The sequence below is a fragment of the Corynebacterium sp. J010B-136 genome, from assembly GCF_002967075.1.
GTDB lineage: Bacteria > Actinomycetota > Actinomycetes > Mycobacteriales > Mycobacteriaceae > Corynebacterium.
On sequence record NZ_PUGE01000002.1, the window covers coordinates 404,592 to 423,616 of the forward strand.

General features: G+C 54.2%; 13 protein-coding genes and 2 tRNA genes. 11 read left to right on the plus strand and 4 right to left on the minus strand.

From position 1 onward, the window contains the following. The first annotated feature begins 4 nt into the window (after positions 1-4). From C5Y44_RS05200 to C5Y44_RS05215, 4 genes are all read left to right on the plus strand, one after another. The gene (locus tag C5Y44_RS05200) at positions 5-1,621 is read left to right on the plus strand and encodes a cell wall-binding repeat-containing protein (RefSeq protein WP_233189838.1); all 1,617 of its coding nucleotides are present in this window, start codon (positions 5-7) and stop codon (positions 1,619-1,621) included. Between the two features lie 10 nt (positions 1,622-1,631). Further along, positions 1,632-3,488 (plus strand): DUF294 nucleotidyltransferase-like domain-containing protein, encoded by a 1,857-nt coding sequence (locus tag C5Y44_RS05205; RefSeq protein ID WP_105323961.1) that lies wholly within the window; start codon positions 1,632-1,634, stop codon positions 3,486-3,488. 18 nt (positions 3,489-3,506) lie between these two features. Beyond that, the gene (locus C5Y44_RS05210; RefSeq protein ID WP_105323962.1) at positions 3,507-4,145 is read left to right on the plus strand and encodes an exonuclease domain-containing protein; all 639 of its coding nucleotides are present in this window, start codon (positions 3,507-3,509) and stop codon (positions 4,143-4,145) included. Between the two features lie 111 nt (positions 4,146-4,256). Continuing rightward, positions 4,257-5,069: a fumarylacetoacetate hydrolase family protein gene (locus tag C5Y44_RS05215; RefSeq protein ID WP_066838171.1), complete on the plus strand. Its 813-nt coding sequence runs from the start codon at positions 4,257-4,259 to the stop codon at positions 5,067-5,069. Positions 5,070-5,141: 72 nt separating this feature from the next. Here C5Y44_RS05215 and C5Y44_RS05220 read toward each other — a convergent pair whose 3' ends face one another. Both C5Y44_RS05220 and C5Y44_RS05225 read right to left on the minus strand, forming a co-directional pair. Continuing rightward, positions 5,142-6,146 carry a hypothetical protein gene (locus C5Y44_RS05220; RefSeq protein ID WP_105323964.1) on the minus strand — a complete coding sequence of 335 codons (1,005 nt, stop codon included), beginning with the start codon at positions 6,144-6,146 and terminating at the stop codon, positions 5,142-5,144. 171 nt (positions 6,147-6,317) lie between these two features. Next, entirely contained in the window at positions 6,318-7,427 is a 1,110-nt protein-coding gene (locus C5Y44_RS05225; RefSeq protein ID WP_105323965.1) for an isochorismate synthase MenF, read from the minus strand. A 159-nt stretch (positions 7,428-7,586) separates the two neighbouring features. On the opposite strand from C5Y44_RS05225, the gene gltX reads away from it, so the two are divergent. From gltX to C5Y44_RS05240, 3 genes are all read left to right on the plus strand, one after another. Further along, on the plus strand, positions 7,587-9,083 hold the full coding sequence (gltX, locus tag C5Y44_RS05230; protein ID WP_105323966.1) for a glutamate--tRNA ligase: 1,497 nt from the start codon (positions 7,587-7,589) through the stop codon (positions 9,081-9,083). Between the two features lie 162 nt (positions 9,084-9,245). Further along, positions 9,246-9,317 (plus strand) — tRNA-Gln (locus C5Y44_RS05235). Positions 9,318-9,358: 41 nt separating this feature from the next. After that, positions 9,359-9,431: transfer RNA gene (locus C5Y44_RS05240), tRNA-Glu, on the plus strand. Positions 9,432-9,608: 177 nt separating this feature from the next. Here the strand turns inward: C5Y44_RS05240 and C5Y44_RS05245 are convergent. Then, on the minus strand, positions 9,609-10,832 hold the full coding sequence (locus tag C5Y44_RS05245; protein WP_105323967.1) for an IS1249 family transposase: 1,224 nt from the start codon (positions 10,830-10,832) through the stop codon (positions 9,609-9,611). A gap of 128 nt (positions 10,833-10,960) precedes the next feature. Continuing rightward, the gene (locus C5Y44_RS13305; RefSeq protein WP_158255471.1) at positions 10,961-11,131 is read right to left on the minus strand and encodes a hypothetical protein; all 171 of its coding nucleotides are present in this window, start codon (positions 11,129-11,131) and stop codon (positions 10,961-10,963) included. A gap of 390 nt (positions 11,132-11,521) precedes the next feature. On the opposite strand from C5Y44_RS13305, the gene C5Y44_RS05250 reads away from it, so the two are divergent. The 4 genes from C5Y44_RS05250 to C5Y44_RS05265 are packed head-to-tail and all read left to right on the plus strand — an operon-like array spanning position 11,522 to position 19,002. Then, entirely contained in the window at positions 11,522-13,978 is a 2,457-nt protein-coding gene (locus C5Y44_RS05250; protein WP_105323968.1) for an N-6 DNA methylase, read from the plus strand. Further along, a complete protein-coding gene (locus C5Y44_RS05255; protein ID WP_105323969.1) occupies positions 13,975-15,207 on the plus strand; it encodes a restriction endonuclease subunit S in 1,233 nt (410 codons plus the stop codon). The genes C5Y44_RS05250 and C5Y44_RS05255 overlap by 4 nt, the downstream gene beginning before the upstream one ends. Continuing rightward, positions 15,204-18,290 carry a type I restriction endonuclease subunit R gene (locus tag C5Y44_RS05260; protein ID WP_105323970.1) on the plus strand — a complete coding sequence of 1,029 codons (3,087 nt, stop codon included), beginning with the start codon at positions 15,204-15,206 and terminating at the stop codon, positions 18,288-18,290. Before C5Y44_RS05255 ends, C5Y44_RS05260 begins: the two co-directional genes overlap by 4 nt. Further along, a complete protein-coding gene (locus C5Y44_RS05265; protein WP_105323971.1) occupies positions 18,274-19,002 on the plus strand; it encodes a M48 family metallopeptidase in 729 nt (242 codons plus the stop codon). Before C5Y44_RS05260 ends, C5Y44_RS05265 begins: the two co-directional genes overlap by 17 nt. The last annotated feature ends 23 nt before the right edge of the window (positions 19,003-19,025 follow it).

Here is a 19,025-nt window from a genome sequence, read left to right on the forward strand (position 1 = left end):
ACTGATGAACACTAATTTAGCTTCCCAATCCCTTAACGACACCGAGCAGCCACGTGGCCGCAAACTGCGCCGCTATGGCCGCATGACAGTGGCTACCGTGTCTGCTGCCTTGATGGTGGCGTCTTGTAGCGTCTTTACCTCCGGCGAGAACAACGATGGCACGAGCAATAGCGCGTCCTCGGAAGATAGCTCTAAGGCCCCTAGCTTCGCTGTAGATGCACCGACTTCCTTATCGGATGCGGACCCGTCTGGGTTTAATGCCGCGCAGTATTTCTTCCCAGCCGAGGCTGGCGATAATGACCCGACTAGCAAGCAGCTAGTGGTAGCCGGTGCTGAGGAAGCAGACCAATACGCCGCAGCACAAGCCGCAGTTGAGTCCGGTGCGCCGATGCTCATTATCGGCGAGGGCGAAACTGGCGAGAAGGCGAAGACACAAATCCTTGAGTTAGCGCCCGAAGAGATCGTGCAATACGGCATCGACTTAAACGATGACCCAGCACTGACCGAATCTGATGCAAAGATTAGCGAGCCCGAGGAGAGTGAGGACTCCAGTGCAGCGCCTAGCTCCCTGGCAGATTTAGCTGCGCAGGAAAGCCCTAATGATGGCAATGACGCTGCACCGCAGGTGCTCGTAGCATCAGGCACGAATGTCGCGCAGGTAGCATCAGCCCGCGCGGCAGGCGCGCCAGTGCAGGTTCTAGCCGCTGCTGACCCACGTGCGACCTCTGATTCCATGGCTGCTGTCGCTGCAGGTAACGCTGTGGCTTTAGGCGAGGGCTTTGGCAACCAGGAAGAATTCGACGCCCAGGTAAAACTCGCTGCCAATGGTGAGCTGCCTGGTGGCGGCGGGCTCGTATTCCCAGGCCGACGCATGGTGGCACTCTACGGTCATCCTTCCGGTCCTGCTTTAGGCGTCATGGGCGAGCAGCCGCCAGCAGAAGCTGCCGCACTCGCGCAGGAATACGCCGATAGGTACAAGGACCTAACCCAGTGGCCTGTTATCCCGGCTTTTGAAATCATCGCGACGGTAGCATCGGATTCGCCTGGCGATGACGGTGACTACAGCAATGAATCCCAACCGGATGAGTTGCGCCCTTATGTTGATGCGATTACCGAGGCCGGCGGCTATGCCTTCTTGGACCTTCAGCCAGGCCGTGCACGCCTGATTGATCAGGCCAAGATGTACGAGGACCTGCTTAAGCAACCCAACGTCGGTCTAGCACTGGATCCAGAGTGGAAGATTGGCCCAGATGAAGTGCCAATGACCAACGTGGGCCACGTAGAAGCCGAAGAGGTCAATGAAGTCTCCGAGTGGCTTGCTCAGCTCGTGCAAGATAATGACCTGCCGCAAAAGGGACTCATTCTGCACCAGTTCCAGCTGCAGATGCTGCGCGATAGGGATCAGATTCGCACTGACTACCCAGAGCTGTCGTTTATCCTGCACGCGGATGGACATGGCGATGCCGGGCAGAAGTTCGATACCTGGAATGCCATGCGTCAGGGCTTAAGCTCTGATTACTTCATGGCGTGGAAGAATTTCATCGACGAGGACACCCCAATGTTTGACCCCGCGCAAACTTATGATGTCGATCCACGCCCATGGTTCGTTTCTTATCAGTAACCTAAGGCGCATGAGCGTCGAATTAGAAGAGGTTACAGGTTTCCTCGCGTCCATCGAGCCCTTCCGGCACCTTCCGGAAGCTGAGCTCGAGGCACTAGCGCCCACCTTGACGGTGCGCTACGTCCGACGCGGGGAAATCGTTTTGGACTTTGAAGAGTCCAATAATTTCTTGCGCATCATCCGTTCCGGCGCGATAGATATCTTGGGCCCCGATAATGTGCTGCTGGACCGCCGCGACCCGGGATTAACGTTTGGCTATTCCACCTTGGTGGGCACGAATTCCTCGCGTTATCGCATGGAGGCGGTCGAAGATAGCCTGGTCTATGAAATGCCGCGCGAGGTATTCATTCAGCTATCCAAGCGCAACCCCGATATCGCGCGCTTTTACTCCTCCCAATCGCGCCGTATCCGTGCCGCGGCAGAGGAAATCGCCAATGCAGGTGCCAACACCAATGTGTTGCGCACGCATATCTATGACGTCAAGATTTCTAAGGCGCTCTCGTGCTCGCCGGACCTCAGCATCCGTGAAGCCGCCCAGCGCATGGATGAGCACAGTGTGTCTTCATTGCTGGTCATTGAAAATGAAGCACTGCTTGGCATTATCACCGACCGCGATATGCGCGGGCGCGTCGTTGCCGAAGGAGTAGATACCTCCCGCCCAGTCACGGAAGTGATGACCACCAACCTGTTAACGCTGGGCTCTGAAGCACTCGCCATGGAAGCGCTCATGCTCATGTCCGAGCGCAAGATTCACCACTTGCCGGTGGTGGATGATGGCCGGGTGACCGGCATTGTCACGCAGAACGATATCGCGCGCCTGTTGCATAATGACCCGGTCTTCCTCGCGGCGGATATCTCTCGAAAGAACTCCATCGATGAACTCGCCGATGCCTTTACGCGCACCACCAAGGTCGTTGCCCAACTTATTGAAAGTGGGGCAGCACCGGAAGAAACTGCCGGCATGATCACCATTGCTGCCGATGGCGTGGCCCGCAGGCTCTTTACCTTAGGCATTGAAAAATACGGCAAGCCGCCGGTGGACTTCGCTTTTGTTGCCGTGGGCTCCCAAGGCCGCAGGGAGATGGTCTTAGCTTCAGACCAGGACAATGCGCTAGTGCTTAGCGATGATTTCGACCACGCCCTCCACAACGACTACTTCCAAAAACTCACTGAGTTTGTATGCCTGGGCCTCGACCGTGCCGGGCAGGTACTGTGTCCTGGTGACATGATGGCCATGAACCCGCAGTGGCGCATGACCGTGACCGAGTGGGAACGCACCTTTGCCAATTGGACCGGGGCACCAGAACCGGATGCCTTGCTCAACGCGCAGATATTCTTTGACTTCCGCGTTATCGCCGGCAGTCAAGAACTAGGCAACGAAGTCCATCAATCCGCCGTCGCACACGGCAAAAACGCCCTGCGGATGCACGCGCACCTGGCATCCCTTGCCGCGCGCCGGGAACCACCATTGACCTTCTTTAAGGGCCTGGTGGTCGAGCGCAGCGGGCAATATGCCAATACCTTAAACATTAAGAAAGGCGGCACGGCGGCTATCGTGCAGATGGCGCGGCTGTATTCGCTCTCTGCAGGACACAGCATCGTAGAAACCCGCGAGCGCCTGCGCCAATCTGCGGGCAAGACTGTTAGCCGCGCCGGCAGCGAAGACCTCCTCGATGCTTTCGACTACTTACGTTCTATCACTTTGAAGTATCAAGCCTCGCAGATTCGCTCTGGCCAGCAACCGAATTATCACATCGACCCCAAACAGCTCTCCGGCATGGAGCGCGAGAACCTTCGTGATGCTTTCTCCATTATTAAGAGCATGCAAAATGCTTTGGCCACCAAGTATCCGGTCCGCAATATTTAGTAGGGGAGAGATGACACCATGGCCTTATTTGATTTTCTCTCTCCGCGGCGCGTGCTCGAGATTGAAGCGCCAGATCCGAATACGCCTATCGACGAGGTGGAGTTTCTCGCCGTCGATATGGAAACCACGGGACTTAAGCCCAAGCAGCATGAGATTGTTTCTATTGGCTGGGTTCCGATAATCAATAACCGCGTGCAGCTAAAGGATGCGCACTACGTGCTGATTAAAGGCGTGGATGTTGGTGACTCCGCTATCATTCACCACTTACGCGATAGCGATTTGGAACAAGGCTGTGAGCTTGAAGAAGCAATAGAAATGCTCACGAAGGCATTACGCGGCAAGGCGCTGCTCGCACACTTCGCTCCGATTGAAACCGCTTTTTATTCACATGCGTGTAAAAAGCTCTGGGGCAAAGAACCACAACTGCAAGTAGTAGACACCTTCGCGCTTGAGCGCCGCCACATGGAACGCATGAGTACCTTCCCGCGAGGGGAAGACCTTCGCCTATCTCGTGTGCGCTCACGTTACGGGCTGCCGAATTATCGCAATCATAATGCACTTACCGATGCCATCGCGTGCGCCGAACTCTACCTCGCCATGGCTGCGCACCGTCCGCCGCAGAAGCTGAAAGATATGCAGAAAAATCTGCAAATCTAAAAGTGTGAAAACTTAACAAGGCTGTCTGCTTTACACCCTTAACCGGCCTGTAAACTTGTTAGCCTTATCCTTTGCAAGTGTGCAAAGATACTGTTTAGTAGCATTGACTATATGCGTTTAGGACGAATTGCACACCCCGACGGAATTTGCTTTGCCATCATTGAAGGCGATAGCGACGACCCACAAAGCGACAAGCTTGTAGCGAAAGAAATCGCTGGCACCCCGTATACCACTCCAGAGCCAACCGGCCGTGAGTGGAAGCTCAACGAGGTTCGCCTGCTTGCCCCAACCCTGCCAACCAAGGTTGTGGCTCTGGGCCGTAACTATGCTGACCACGTTGCTGAGGTCTTTAAAGAATCAGCAGAGTCTTTGCCACCAACCATCTTTATCAAGCCATCCACGGCCGTTATCGGCCCTGAGGCTCCCATCAAGATCCCGGATTTTGCCACCAAGGTTGAATTCGAGGGCGAGCTGGCTGTAGTTATCTCCAAGGTCTCCAAGAACATCGACCCTGAGAACTGGCAAGACCACGTTTTAGGGTTCACCATCTGCAACGATGTCTCCTCCCGTGACCTGCAGTTCCAGGACGGCCAGTGGGCACGCGCGAAGGGTATTGATACCTTCTGCCCAATCGGCCCATGGATCCAGACTGACTTGAATGCCTTGGACTTGGATGACCACAAGATCAATGCTTACCTGACCCACGAGGGCAAGCGTGAGCAGAAGCAGGACTCCAACACCAATCAGATGATTGTGAAGATGGGCGGCATCCTCGCAGAGATCTCCCAGTCGATGACCCTGCTGCCAGGCGATGTCATTACCACCGGCTCCCCAGCAGGCACCGCACCAATGTATGACGGTGACCGCATCGAGGTGGAAATCCCGAAGGTCGGCATCCTTGCCAACCCAATCGAGAATGCATAACTTCCACCTTTAATACAAACAGCTCCCTAGAAATAGATTACTTACGAGTAATCCTTTCCTAGGGAGCTTTGCTTATTCGGTCGTACGTACGGTGCCTTTTTCTGGATCCATCGTGGGGTTCCCGAACTCGTCGTAGTAGCGAGGAGAGGATTCTAGAGTTGTCTTGTCGAACCAGATTGGGTCGCCGTTTTCATCGTAGTATCCACACACAGCAGCTGAACCGACACATCCATCCGACCGGTATGGTTCGGGATCAAAGCCATCCCAAGCACTTGATGGCGTGAGCCCACTTCGAGACTCAGCTTCTAAGTATTCTGGTCCGCCATTGGCATAAAAACAGTAGTCGCTATAAGCGGTGGTTCCATCAGACCACAGCGCAGGACCTGGAGTGCCGAAGATGCATTCCACGACATAGGGCTCTTCGTCAGCTGCGGCTGGGGCAACTTCTTGAGTTAGAGCAGGTGCTGATTGCGCAGTGGAAGTTTCTACAAATTCAGGCACACTCCAAACAAAATTATTCAGATCGTTGGCAGGAGAGTAGGTGAGGGTCTGAGGAAGATCAGAAACCCAAAATTCTAGAACACCCTGAACCGCATCACCCTCGCTGACTTTGTTTGAGAGGTCTTGGTACCCTTCTAAGTCTTCATGAGCGTTTTTGCACCCATCTGCAGCTTCGATGTTGATTTCGCCGCCATCTGACGTTTCTGCAGTTAGGTCAGCGAAGGAAAAACTATAGGTGTCTTGCAGCTTCTTAGCCTCTACTTCTCCGGTCATTTGGATGTAGTAGCCGTCCTCCTTCGGTGCATCATTGGATGTACTTTGCCCGTTGTGGCACTGGCGTGAAACATCAATGTCATCGATTGTTAAAGTGACTTCCTGTGACTCTTCTTCGCCATCCGTGAGCGTGATAGTTTCACCAAGCTCAACCTTAGTAGGTTCCTTCGGCACAGCACTCGTCGTGGACGGAGCTGCCGATGAGCTCAGGGCAGGCTGAGGAGCATCAGAGTTTGCTGGGTTGCTGCAGCTAACCAACGCTAAAGATAGCGCAGCAAGAGATAGGGCAAGACGGCTTTTCATTTTTAGGCTTTCTTAGGGGAGATAGGCATGCTAAGTCGCTACATTGGACACATTGAGCAAAGCCTCTAGTTTGAAGACTTCTTGTATTTAATCAGCAGCGACGAACAAAGGGGAGTCGAAGGTACTCAAAGTATTCGAAAATTCTCGATAAAGGCACCGAGAGAACCGAACTTAAAAGTTCTGGATGCCCATCGCGCGAACAATAGTCTGTAGCTTTGCGGTGGTCTCAGCAAGTTCGGCTTCGGGGTCGGAGTCTTCGACAATGCCGCCGCCGGCCCAAGCGCGTGCAGTGAGGCCATCGCCAGCGACTTCGGCGCAGCGGATGGCAACCATGTATTCGCCGTCGCCGGATGCGTCACACCAGCCCACGGCACCGGAGTAGAAACCGCGGTCGGTTTCAGCGGTGCAGATAAGGGACTTCGCGGCAGCCGTTGGGGTGCCGCAAATGGCTGGGGTGGGGTGGCAGCGCACGGCAAGCTCTAGTGCGGTGGTGGGCTTTTTCAAGGTGCCAGATATTGGCGTGCCTAGGTGCCACATCTCATTGGTATGGACCAGCTGCGGGGTATTAGGTGCGTAGAAGGTATCGCACATCGGCGCCAGAATCTCAGTGAGGTGTTCAACGACAAAGGCGTGCTCGCGCAGGTCTTTATCGGAAGTCAGAAGGCGCTCACCGGCGAGACGGTCTTCTTCGGGGTTGGCGCTGCGTGCAGCAGAGCCAGCTAAGGGATAGGCAGAGACCACGTTGCCGCGCTTTTTCACCAGCACCTCAGGGGAGGCGCCCACCAACATGGTGCCGTCATAGCCAGCAGGGGTCAGGTCAGCTGCAAAGCCATCGCGGTGATTGGATAAATCAATCAGGCGTGCGGCCACGAGCATCGGGTCAACTGGCCCGTTGAACTCAATATCGACAGCGCGGGCTAAAACGACCTTTTCCAAACGCGAGGCGTTAATGGTCGCAACAGCAGCTTCTACACGGCGCAGGTGCTCATGCATGTCTGGATCGAAACCAGTGATTTCTGAGGTCAGATTCTGCTGACGGAAATATGCCGGTGGTTCGAGTGCTGCAGGTTCACGAACAATAGTCTTCGGAACCGTCAAAGCAGAGGGCTTATCCAGGTCGAAAGGCAGGGCGCCGACGACCATTTCTACACGCTGTGCCTCAATATCGTCGATAGCTTTATCGACGTCAGTGTAGGTTTGCACCGAGCCCTGGGTACGCACAGAACCTGTTGTTCTAGACAACAAGAAATCAGGCGCGGTAGAAGGGCGTTGGGCACACATAACCAACCACAATACTTCGTCGGTTATTAACTAATAAAATTAAGTCCCTTTAACTCGGAGCTATCTCCACTTTGACGTCCCCTAACGGGAATCAAACTCACCAATCAAAGCCATTGCCTTTGTGGAGTCGTCCGGACTGGTTGGTCTAACATTGTCGGTATGACTCAAGAAGTACGCGTACGCTTTTGCCCGTCGCCCACTGGTACTCCGCACGTTGGTATGGTGCGAACTGCCTTGTTTAACTGGGCTTATGCCCGCCACACTGGTGGCAAGCTCGTCTTTCGCATCGAAGATACTGATGCAGCTCGTGACTCGGAGGAGTCCTACCAAGCAATCCTGGATTCTTTGAGCTGGCTCGGCTTGGGCTGGGATGAAGGTGTTGATGTCGGCGGCCCACATGAGCCGTACCGTCAGTCACAGCGTATGGATATCTACGCGGATATTCTGGCAAAGCTCAAAGAGGCAGGCTTGGTCTACCCGGCATACTCGACTGCTGAAGAAGTAGAAGAGCGCCACAAGGCAGCTGGCCGCGATCCGAAGCTCGGCTATGACAACTACGACCGCGAACTTTCCGATGAGCAGATTGCAGCTTTCGAAGCCGAAGGCCGCCAGCCAGTCTGGCGCCTGCGCATGCCAGAACAGGATTGGTCCTGGAACGACCTCGTACGTGGTGAGATGACATTCAAGTCGGAAACTCAGCCGGACTATGTCGTGGCGCGTTCCAACGGCGCACCGCTGTACACCCTTGTTAACCCAGTCGATGACGCCCTCATGCAGATTACCCACGTCCTGCGCGGTGAGGACCTACTGTCATCCACCCCTCGTCAGCTAGCCATGTACGAAGCGCTCAAGCAGATTGGCGTCACCGACTTCACCCCAGAGTTTGGCCACCTGCCATTCGTGATGGGGGAGGGTAATAAGAAGCTGTCCAAGCGTGACCCACAGTCGAACCTGTTCAACCACCGCGATAACGGCATCATCCCAGAGGGCATGCTCAACTACCTCTCGCTTTTGGGCTGGTCGCTATCTGCAGATGAAGATATCTTCTCTATTGATGACTTGGTTGCCAACTTTGATATCAAGGATGTTTTGGGCAACCCAGCACGTTTTGACCAGAAGAAGCTCGAAGCTATCAACGCTGATCAGATTCGTTTGCTCGACCCCGAAGAGTTCGCTTTCCGTCTGCGCAACTACTTGAGCGAGTACACCGACTTCCCGGCAGACTACGACGGTGAGAAGTTCGCGATCGCGGCAGACTTGGTGCAAACACGCATCAAGGTGCTTTCTGATGCCTACGACCTTCTCAAGTTCCTCGTCACCTCCGACGAAGCACTGACCCTGGATGAAAAGTCCGCGAAGAAGAACCTGAAAGAAGACGCAGTTGAGCCACTAGAGGCCGGTATTACCGCTCTAGAGGCAGTAAAGGAGTGGAACACTCCTAACATCGAGGCGGCTCTTACTAAGGCTCTTATTGAGGATTTGGAGCTGAAGCCACGCAAGGCCTACGGCGCCCTGCGCGTTGCTATCTCTGGCGCGGCAATCTCCCCACCACTGTTTGAGTCCATGGATCTTCTGGGCAAGGAATCCACCCTGGCACGTCTGAACGCTGCACGCGCGGTCACACCATTCCAGGCAGTCGAGCAGCCAGCTCAATAAAAGCCCAAAGCCGAACTTTAAGGCTTAGAAAACATCCCCGGTACGAAGCTAATTACAGCCATGAAATTGCCTTTGTGCTGGGGATTTGGCTTAGTTCCGGATAATGGATATAGTTATTAACCGTTGCACAGAGCGGTGAATACCGGTTCTGAAAAGCAATGATGGCCTATGGTGTAATTGGCAACACAGCGGTTTCTGGTACCGTCGTTCTAGGTTCGAGTCCTGGTAGGCCAGCAGTGATTACTGCTAAGAAATTAGTGATATCACGTCCTAATGCCCCGTTCGTCTAGCGGCCTAGGACGCCGCCCTCTCACGGCGGTAACACGGGTTCAAATCCCGTGCGGGGTACAAATTAGAGGCGGTCAGTATTTCTACTGGCTGCCTCTTCTCATGTCTTGTCGGTCGTGGCTTAGCTGGGGAGAGGATAAAGCGACATAAAACGTGTCTTTATCGGCGTGTTGAGTGCTGTGACATTTCGTGTGTCCCCCTAGCCGTGGCGTGGGGCCTGGGCTGGGGGTTTAGTCGTTAGCGCATGGTTCCTTTGCGTATGCCGATATCGTTGGTGTGCGTGCTTTCGATTCCGGTGTCGTACTGTGCTGGTGCGCCGTCGTGGTCAAAGGACGTGTCGTTGGTGGACGCAGCGGTTACTTTGGTCAGTGCGCTGCGTCCCCACTTCTGTTGTCGAGCTATCTCAACGGGGCTGTCGGGGAATTGGGTGTGTAGGTAGCACCACCAGTCGATGGCGGTGCGTTGATGTTCTGGGCTCATGCCGCGGTGATAGCGGGCCAGGTTTTTAACTTGGGCGTTGATCCCGCCTTCAAGACTGTTAGTCGTGCTGGCGAGATTATTGCGCCTGGCGGTATCGGTATCGCCGTGGTCATCAACTGCGGTCAGGAATGTAAATAGGTGTTGTTTCTTGTGCAGTTTGACCAGTAGTTTCCAGGCTCGCCTATGGCGGTAGTGGGTATAGAAGTAGGTCTTGTTGCTGCGAAACTGCGTGGGGATATCCGTGCGTTGTATGTCTTTGACGTAGGTCTTTTCATTGAGCCAGGTGCTGTAGGTGCGTTCGAATTCGTGGAGTTTGGCTGTCCATACAGCAGCTTTAGCGCGGGTATCGACCTTGAGCAGTTGTAGTGAAAGCCAGCGCAGTACTTTGCCGGAATTGAGGGTGGGGTTTAATCCGACGTCTTGTTGAATATTGCGTTTGACGTGGACAAGGCAGCGTTGAATCTGGGCTGTGGGCCAGGTATCACGGATGGCTTTTAACGCTCCTGCATGCCCGTCGGTGGTCACGACCTGTGGCGGGTGGGGGATTTTGTCGAGGAGCCGGTTGTAGTTGTAGGTGTTTTCATGTTTGCACCAGTGCCATGTGAGGACGTGGTCTTTGGAAGAGGCGATTAGTAGGCAGTTGTTGCCGAAGTAGGTGCCGTCGATAAAGACCTGTTCGTAGATACGGTGTGGGTCGAGGTTGGTGGGGACGGTGACGTACCAGAAGGTGGTGAACCAGCGTTGTAGCTGACGGCGGCTGCGATGATGGTCATTTGCCACGGTATGTAGTGGGGTTGATGTCAAAATCCAGCGTAGGAAGATGCGGAAGCGTTTGGCTTGGATCGCGGTATCACTGGTGTTGGTGAAGTTGTAGCCGCAGGTGGGGTTGGTGCAGCGCCATCGTTGTGTGCCGGCTGAGGTTGTGCCATTTTTCTTTATTCGCCCGTGGCATAGCGGGCAAGTGTTGTGTTGATTTACCACGCAGCATAATTTTTCCTGCGGGGATACCAGCTACCATAACTTGGGTCTAGTGCGTGTATTTCCGGACTAAAAGGGCTTGTGCTGCCACAGGCAGACAGCAGATGTGCTGTTTGTACTGACCAGCTGGGTTAAAAACCTTGATCCGGACACACATTAAGTCGCTTTACCCCCGCCCGGGATGAGAGCTCGCGAGCCTCTTCTTCCGAGGCAAGATAATCCACCAGTGTTCCCCACTTGAGATCATCAACAACCCAGTCCACATAGCTATCCATGTCCGAGGTGTCATTAGTTGCGTACATGCAGTGGAATTTATCCGTGACCCCATGTGGGCGAACAGAATTTGCGCCCATTGGAGGAGGCAGGCCATGCAGCTGCCACGGGTGATACGAACAGTTGAGCCAATATCGGATGAGGTGGCCAGCATGAGCTGGAGTGATGCAAGGTTTTATAAAACTACTGGTCAGGGTATAATTGCACCATTAGCATTTGCCCGCTCCCTGTGTTCGCGAACCATGCCGGAAGGCATGGGCGGAATGGTTAACGGGTACTGCTCGGCATTGAAGTCTGACGCGGTCAGTAATGTCGGTATCAACTAGAAGATAAGCCACGTTCTGTGGAGGAGACGAACAGCATATGACCTTAAGAGCCCAGGGTAAGAAATTAGCGGCCAAGCTGCCGAAGGTGGTGGCATGGTAGTGGCTCTCAAAAAGTCTGATCTTTATAGCTCTCTTTGGAAGAGCGCCGATGAGCTGCGTGGCGGCATGGATGCCAGCCAGTACAAGGACTACGTCCTAACGCTGCTCTTCGTAAAGTACGTCTCAGATAAGGCCAAGAGCGATCCTTACAGCCTGATCGAGGTTCCGGAGGGCGGATCCTTCGATGACCTGGTTGCGCTGAAGGGGGCGACGGACATCGGCGAGAAGATGAATATCGCCATCCGTCGATTGGCTGAAGCCAATGATCTTCAAGGCGTTATCAACAACGCTGACTTCGACGACCCCAACAAGCTCGGCGAGGGCAAGGCAATGCAAGATCGCCTGACCAACCTGGTCAGCATCTTCCAGGACATCGACTTCACCGGCTCCCGTGCTGAGGGTGACGACCTGCTCGGGGATGCGTATGAGTACCTCATGCGACACTTCGCAACCGAGTCCGGCAAGAGCAAGGGCCAGTTCTACACCCCGGCTGAGGTTTCCAGGATCATGGCTCAGGTACTGGAAATCCCGAAGGATGCTCCCCGCTCTACCACCGTTTATGACCCGACCTGTGGATCTGGTTCATTGCTGATCAAGGTGGCGGATTCTGCGCCCAACGGCTTGTCGATCTATGGCCAGGAGAAGGACAACGCCACCTGGGCTTTGTCTCGAATGAACATGATCCTGCACGGCAACGAGACGCACGACATTCGACAGGGAGATACACTCTCTGATCCGAAGTTTCTCAAGGGCGAGCAATTGCAGACCTTTGACTACTTCGTGGCCAACCCACCGTTCTCCGTAAAGACCTGGAAGAACGGTTTCGACAAGGAGTACGGGCGGTTCGAGGGTTTCGCTGAGCCGCCGGAGAAGAACGGTGACTATGCCTTCTTGCTCCACATGGTGAAGTCGCTCAAGTCTGACGGTCGGGGAGCGGTCATTTTGCCGCACGGTGTGCTCTTCCGCGGGAACACTGAGGCGCAAATGCGCGAAGAACTAATCAAGCGTGGCCTCATCAAGGCGGTTATCGGCCTGCCGGCCAACCTGTTCTATGGAACAGGGATCCCGGCCTGCATCATCGTCATTGACAAGAAGGACGCAGCGAACCGGACTGGCATCTTTATGATTGATGCATCCAAAGGTTTTGAAAAAGACGGTCCGAAAAACCGTTTGCGGCCTCGGGATATGCGCAAGATCATCGATACCTATCTCGCAGGCGAGGAAGTTGAGCGCTACGCCCGGATGGTGCCGCTGTCGGAGATCTCCGATGCGAAGAACAACTACAACCTCAACATTCCGCGCTATATCGACACCTCCGAACCAGAAGATATCCAGGATCTGGAAGCCCACCTTAAGGGCGGTATTCCGAACCGAGATCTCGATGCATTAGGCGAATACTGGGATGCTTTCCCGAACCTGCGTAATGAGCTGTTCCGCCCTCTCCGTGAGGGATATTCAGAGCTCACCGTCGAGCCTGACCAGGTAGCTAAGGTGATTGAGGAGTCGGGGGATGTTAAGGCCTTCACTTCTAGTGTTTCGCAGGCTGTTGAGGATTGGTGGAGCTCCCACCGAGCTCAGTTGGAAGCGATCGATTCAAAGACCAGACCGCAGGAATTGATTGAGGATCTCGGTAATGATCTGTTGGAGAAGTTTCGGGGTCGCCCGCTGATCAGTGAGTACAGCGTGTACGAGCAGCTGATGAGCTACTGGAATGACACCATGCACGATGACGTCACACTCATCGTCGGGTCCGGCTGGGTTGATGCTGCTCAACCGCGTGAAGCTCGGATCACTGGTTATGACAACAAGAAGAAGCCGAAGTACGAGAGTGCCGATCTAGTCTTTGGAACTGGAGTCAAGGCACAGCGCTGGGTAACTGACCTAATCCCGCCGGCGCTGATCATCGACCGGTACTTCGCCGACGAGAAGGCCGAGCTTGATCGCCTCACTGCGGAGCAAGAACGCATCAGCCAGGAGCTCCAAGAGTATATCGAGGAGCACGCCGTAGAGGAAGGGCTGCTGTGGGAGGCCGTCAACGATGCTGGTGGCGTCAAGGTAAAGGATGCCCGTGACCGATTGAAGACTGCCAAGCTAGAAGACGCCGAAGCCGACGAGATTGCCGCGCTGAACACGGTGATCAAGCTGTTTACGGCAGAGACGGCAGCAAAGAAGTCAGTCAAGGATGGGATGTTGCAGCTGGACACGAAGGTGATTGCAACGTACGCCAAGCTCTCCGAGGAGGAGATCCGTGAGCTGGTAACTAGCGACAAGTGGCAGACTGTCGTCGCAGGTCGGTTTGCTAGTGAAGTCGATACTGCAACCTTCCAATTGACACGCCGTATCCAAGAGCTCGGCAAGCGATACGACGAGACTGTTGATGATCTCGACGCTGAACTAGAAGACCTTCAGAAGAAGGTAGCGGTCCACCTAGCGGATATGGGGATTCAATGAACACCTTGACTAATCCCCAGTGGCGAAACGTTCGGCTCGGCGATATAGGGCAAAGCCTAATCGGGTTGACGTATAGTCCTGGCAATGTCAAGCGTTCAGGCACGCTTGTCCTCCGTTCATCGAATATTCAGGATGGCGAGCTTGCATTCGATGACAATGTATATGTCGATTGCGCGATTCCCGAGAAGATCCGCACACGTGAGAATGATATTCTCATCTGCGTCCGTAATGGCAGCCGTCGATTGATCGGTAAAAGCGCCATACTCGATCGTCGAGTCTCCGGACAGACCTTCGGTGCTTTCATGGCTGTATACCGCTCCGATTTAAACCCGTTCCTGCGGTACTTCTTCCAGTCTGATGACTTTAAGCGTCAGATCGACGAACATCTAGGTGCGACGATTAATCAGATCACGAACGGGAGCCTCAACGGATTCGTTGTCACCCTTCCCTCTAAGTCGGAGCAACAAGCGATCACGGAACGGCTTCAAGATGTGGATCGGCTGATTGCCACTCTCAAGCGCCTCATCTCGAAGAAGCAGGCAATCAAACAGGGCATGATGCAGGAGTTGCTGACGGGCCGTACTCGCTTGTCGGGATTTACGAAACCGTGGAAGAATATATCAATTGCGCGACACTCCCACTTGAAAGCAAGAATTGGTTGGCAAGGGCTCACGACTGGAGAATATCTTCAGTCTGGTAGCTATAAGCTAATCGGTGGCACTGATTTCAGGAATGCCCGAATAGACTGGGAGTCAGCTTCATTTGTGAGTAAGTGGCGATTCGATCAAGATCGCAATATTCAGCTTCGGGTTAACGACGTTCTCATAACCAAAGATGGGACCATTGGCAAGGTGGCTATAGTTGACTCTCTTCCATTCCCGGCCACACTAAATAGTGGAGTTTTCGTAGTGCGCCCGATCCAAGGAGCCTACGAATCGAGGTTCTTGTACTGGCTACTACGCTCTTCAGTGTTTGAGAACTTTATTGCATCGCTAAGTGCGGGCTCTACAATTAATCACCTTTACCAAAAGGACTTGATTACTCTTACTTTAGCTTTCCCCGAAGATGCCTCTGAGCAGCGCGAAATTTCGAGTGTGCTCGATGACGCCGAGTCAGAGATCAGAGTCCTAGAGGCTCGTCTTGAAACCGCCCGCAACATCAAGCAGGGCATGATGCAGGAGCTCCTTACTGGTCGAACCCGTCTGCCCGTCGAGGAGGTCTCATCATGAGTGCCGTTGGACAGCGTGAGCGGGTCACGCAGGATCGCGTCGTAAACATACTGTCGAGTCAGCTCGGGTATGAGTATGCCGGCGACTGGAAGGGCCGGACCAATTCCAACGTCGAGGAGGAGTTGCTTCGCCAGAACCTTCTTGCTCGTGGCTACGACGAGGATCTTGTTCGTCGCGCTATTCAGCAGTTCGTCACCGCCGCTTCTCTGCCGGCAGGTGGATCACTCTACGATGCCAACCGCAGAGTGTATGGCCTGCTCCGTTACGGGGTGAAGGTCAAGCGCAGCGTCTCGGAGAACTTCGAAACGATCTGGCTTATCGACTGGAAGGACCCGGAGGCTAACCATTTTGTGGTGGCCGAAGAGGTCTCAATCAAGGGCCAGAACACCAAGCGCCCTGATGTCGTGCTTTACGTCAACGGTATCGCTCTTGGGGGCATTGAGCTCAAGCGCTCTAAGGTCAGCGTGGGCGACGGTATCCGTCAGCATCTGGGCAACCAGAAGGCGGACTTCGTTCGTCCTTTCTTCACCACCGTCCAGTTACTTTTTGCCGGCAATGATGTTGAGGGGCTTCGTTACGGCGTGATCGAAACCCCGGAAAAGTACTGGTTGGAGTGGAAGGAGCCAAGCGAGGTTGAGAAACCCCTCGACCGTGGCCTACTTCAGCTGGCGAATAAGCAGCGTTTCCTCGAGCTGATCCATGACTTCATCGTCTTCGACTCTGGCGTGAAGAAGACAGCTCGACATAACCAGTATTTTGGCATCAAGGCCGCCCAGGAACGCATCGCTCGCCGGGAAGGCGGGATCATTTGGCATACCCAAGGGTCAGGCAAGAGCCTGACTATGGTGTGGCTGGCCAAATGGATCCGTGAAAACCAGCGCGAGGCGCGCGTCCTGGTGATCACTGACCGCACCGAACTTGATGAGCAGATCGAGAAGGTCTTTGCCGGTGTTGACGAGACCATAGATCGATCGACGTCTGGAGCCGGCATGATCGGCATGCTCAATCGGAACCAGCCGTGGCTAATGTGCTCACTCGTTCACAAGTTCCGAGGTGATGACGAAAAGGATCAGGGCGACACCGAAGACTTCGTGCGTCAGCTCAAGAAGCCTATGCTTGATGGTTTCAACCCTAAGGGCAATCTCTTCGTCTTCGTCGATGAGGCTCACCGTACTCAGAGCGGCAAGCTTCATAGTGCGATGAAGGAGCTGCTGCCGAATGCGATGTTCATCGGCTTTACTGGCACACCTCTTCTCAAGAAGGATAAGGCCTCCAGTATTGAGACCTTCGGCTCCTACATCCACACCTACAAATTCGATGAGGCCGTCGAAGATGGCGTGGTGCTAGACCTGCGCTACGAAGCCCGTGACATCGAGCAAAAACTTATGAGCCCAGAACGGGTTGATGAGTGGTTCAAGATCCACACTAAGGGCATGACCGATCTCAGTAAACACCGGCTCAAGCAGCGCTGGGCGACGATCAAGGCAGTTGAATCGGCAGAGCCTCGAGCCCGGCAGATCGCAGCTGATATCTTGATGGATATGGCACGCATGCCTCGCTTGATGGATGGTCGAGGCAACGCCATGCTGGTCTGCTCGAGTGTTTACCAAGCCTGCAAATTCTACGAGATCTTCAGTCGTAGCGAGCTTGCCGGCAAGATAGCGATAATCACCAGTTATGAGCCGAATGCGTCGCAGATCTCCAAGGAAGATTCTGGGGCCGGCAAGAATGAAGAGATAGTGAAGTATGAGACGTATCGTCGCATGCTGGCTGACTACTTCCAGACCAACGCCGATGATGCGGCCAAGCGGATCGAGGAGTTTGAGAAGAGCGTCAAAGAAACGTTCATCAAGCACCCGGGCCAGATGCGTCTTCTCATCGTGGTCGATAAGCTGCTGACCGGCTTCGATGCCCCGAGCGCTACCTATCTCTACATTGATAAAAACATGCAGGATCATGGTCTGTTCCAGGCCATCTGCCGTGTTAACCGGCTTGATGGTGACGATAAGGAATACGGTTACATCGTTGACTACCGAGACCTGTTCAAATCTCTCGAGACTGCGGTGTCTGACTACACCTCAGAAGCTTTCGGTGACTATGACCAGGACGATATCGACGGATTACTTAAAGACCGTATCGAGCAGGAACGCCAGGATCTCGATGATGCTCTAGAGATGGTTCGTGCCTTGTGCGAGCCGGTTGCCCCACCTAAGGGCACGCTCCAGTACCAGCACTATTTCTGTGCGATTGAAAGTGGTAACGCTGAGCAACTCAAAGCCAATGAACCAAAACGCGTGGATCTGTACAAGGGTGTGGCGAGCTTAGTGAGGGCTTACGCCAACTTAGCCAATCGTATGAGTGATGCCGGTTACTCCGAAACCGATGCTGAATTCATCAAGCGCCAGGTCAAGCACTTCGTCGATGTCCGTGACGAAGTCAAGCTTGGTGCTGGTGAGAATATGGATCTCAAGCAATTCGAGGCGGGCATGCGTTCCCTGCTGGATACTTATATCCAGGCAGACGCTTCCCGAAACCTCGCGACCTTTGACCAGGGGCTCGTGCAACTCATCGTCGAACATGGAGTTGGGGCTTTGGAGAAACTTCCGGAGAACATCCGAAAGACCCCGGAGGCTGCGGCTGAAACCATCGTCAATAACGTCCGTAAGACAATCGTTGACGAACAGGCCATGAACCCGAAGTATTACGAGTCTATGTCTACTCTGCTCGATGCTCTGATTGAGCAGCGTCGTGAGGCTGTGATCGACTACGAGGAGTATCTGCTTAAGCTGGTTGAGTTCACCCAGCGTCTCGCTAAGGGCGAATCTGATAGGAAGTTCCCTGACTGGGCCAAGACGCCAGCTCGCCGGGCTCTGATCGACTTCGCGTGGCCCCAGGGCATTGAGGTTGATGTGGAACGTGTATATAGCACCATCCAACGCAATAAAGAACATGGCTGGTCTGGAGATAAGACCAAGCAAAAGTCTCTGATGCGTACTCTTGCACTCAACTTCCCTGGTGTATTACAGCCAACTGATATGAAGGAACTTCTGAAACTATTGGCGATGCATGATGAATTCCGCTAGTTCTTACCTCACTGTTTCCGGTTTTGATGTTGAGTTGGTCTACAAGGACATCAAGAACATGCACTTGTCGGTGTACCCGCCAATGGGCCGTATTCGGGTGGCTGCACCCGCTCGGTTAGATGAGGACACTATTCGCCGGGCTGTCGTACAACGCCTGCCGTGGATCCGACGGGAACGAGATCGTCTCCAGAACGCCAGCCGGCAATCTGAGCGGCAGATGGTTTCGGGTGAGAGCCACTATGTCTGGGGGAGACGCTATCGCCTCGACGTCTCGAAGCACAGCGGAAACCCCAAGGTAGTGCTGGCCGGCGACACTCTCTGGCTCTACTCTCCGGAAGGGTCGACTCGTGATGATCGATTCGGCATCCTCGACCGCTGGTACCGACGGGAGCTTAAGGCCGCACTTTCGCCTCTGGTGGAGAAGTGGGAGGCTGCCATGGGAGTGGAAGCTAACCAGATCACGGTCAAGCGGATGAAGACCAAGTGGGGTTCATGCAACCCCGATAGTGGGAATATCTGGTTCAACCCGGAGCTGGCGAAAAAGAACCCTCGGAGTCTGGAGTACCTAGTGGTTCATGAGCTGGCGCACCTGGTAGAGCGGAGTCACAACTCGAGATTTGTGGCGGTGATGGATCGACACCTCCCGGACTGGCCTACGCGGCGAGACGAACTCAATGGGGCACCCCTAGCCGCAGAAGAATGGTCGGAATGAACCCTCGTCAATTTCGACAAATC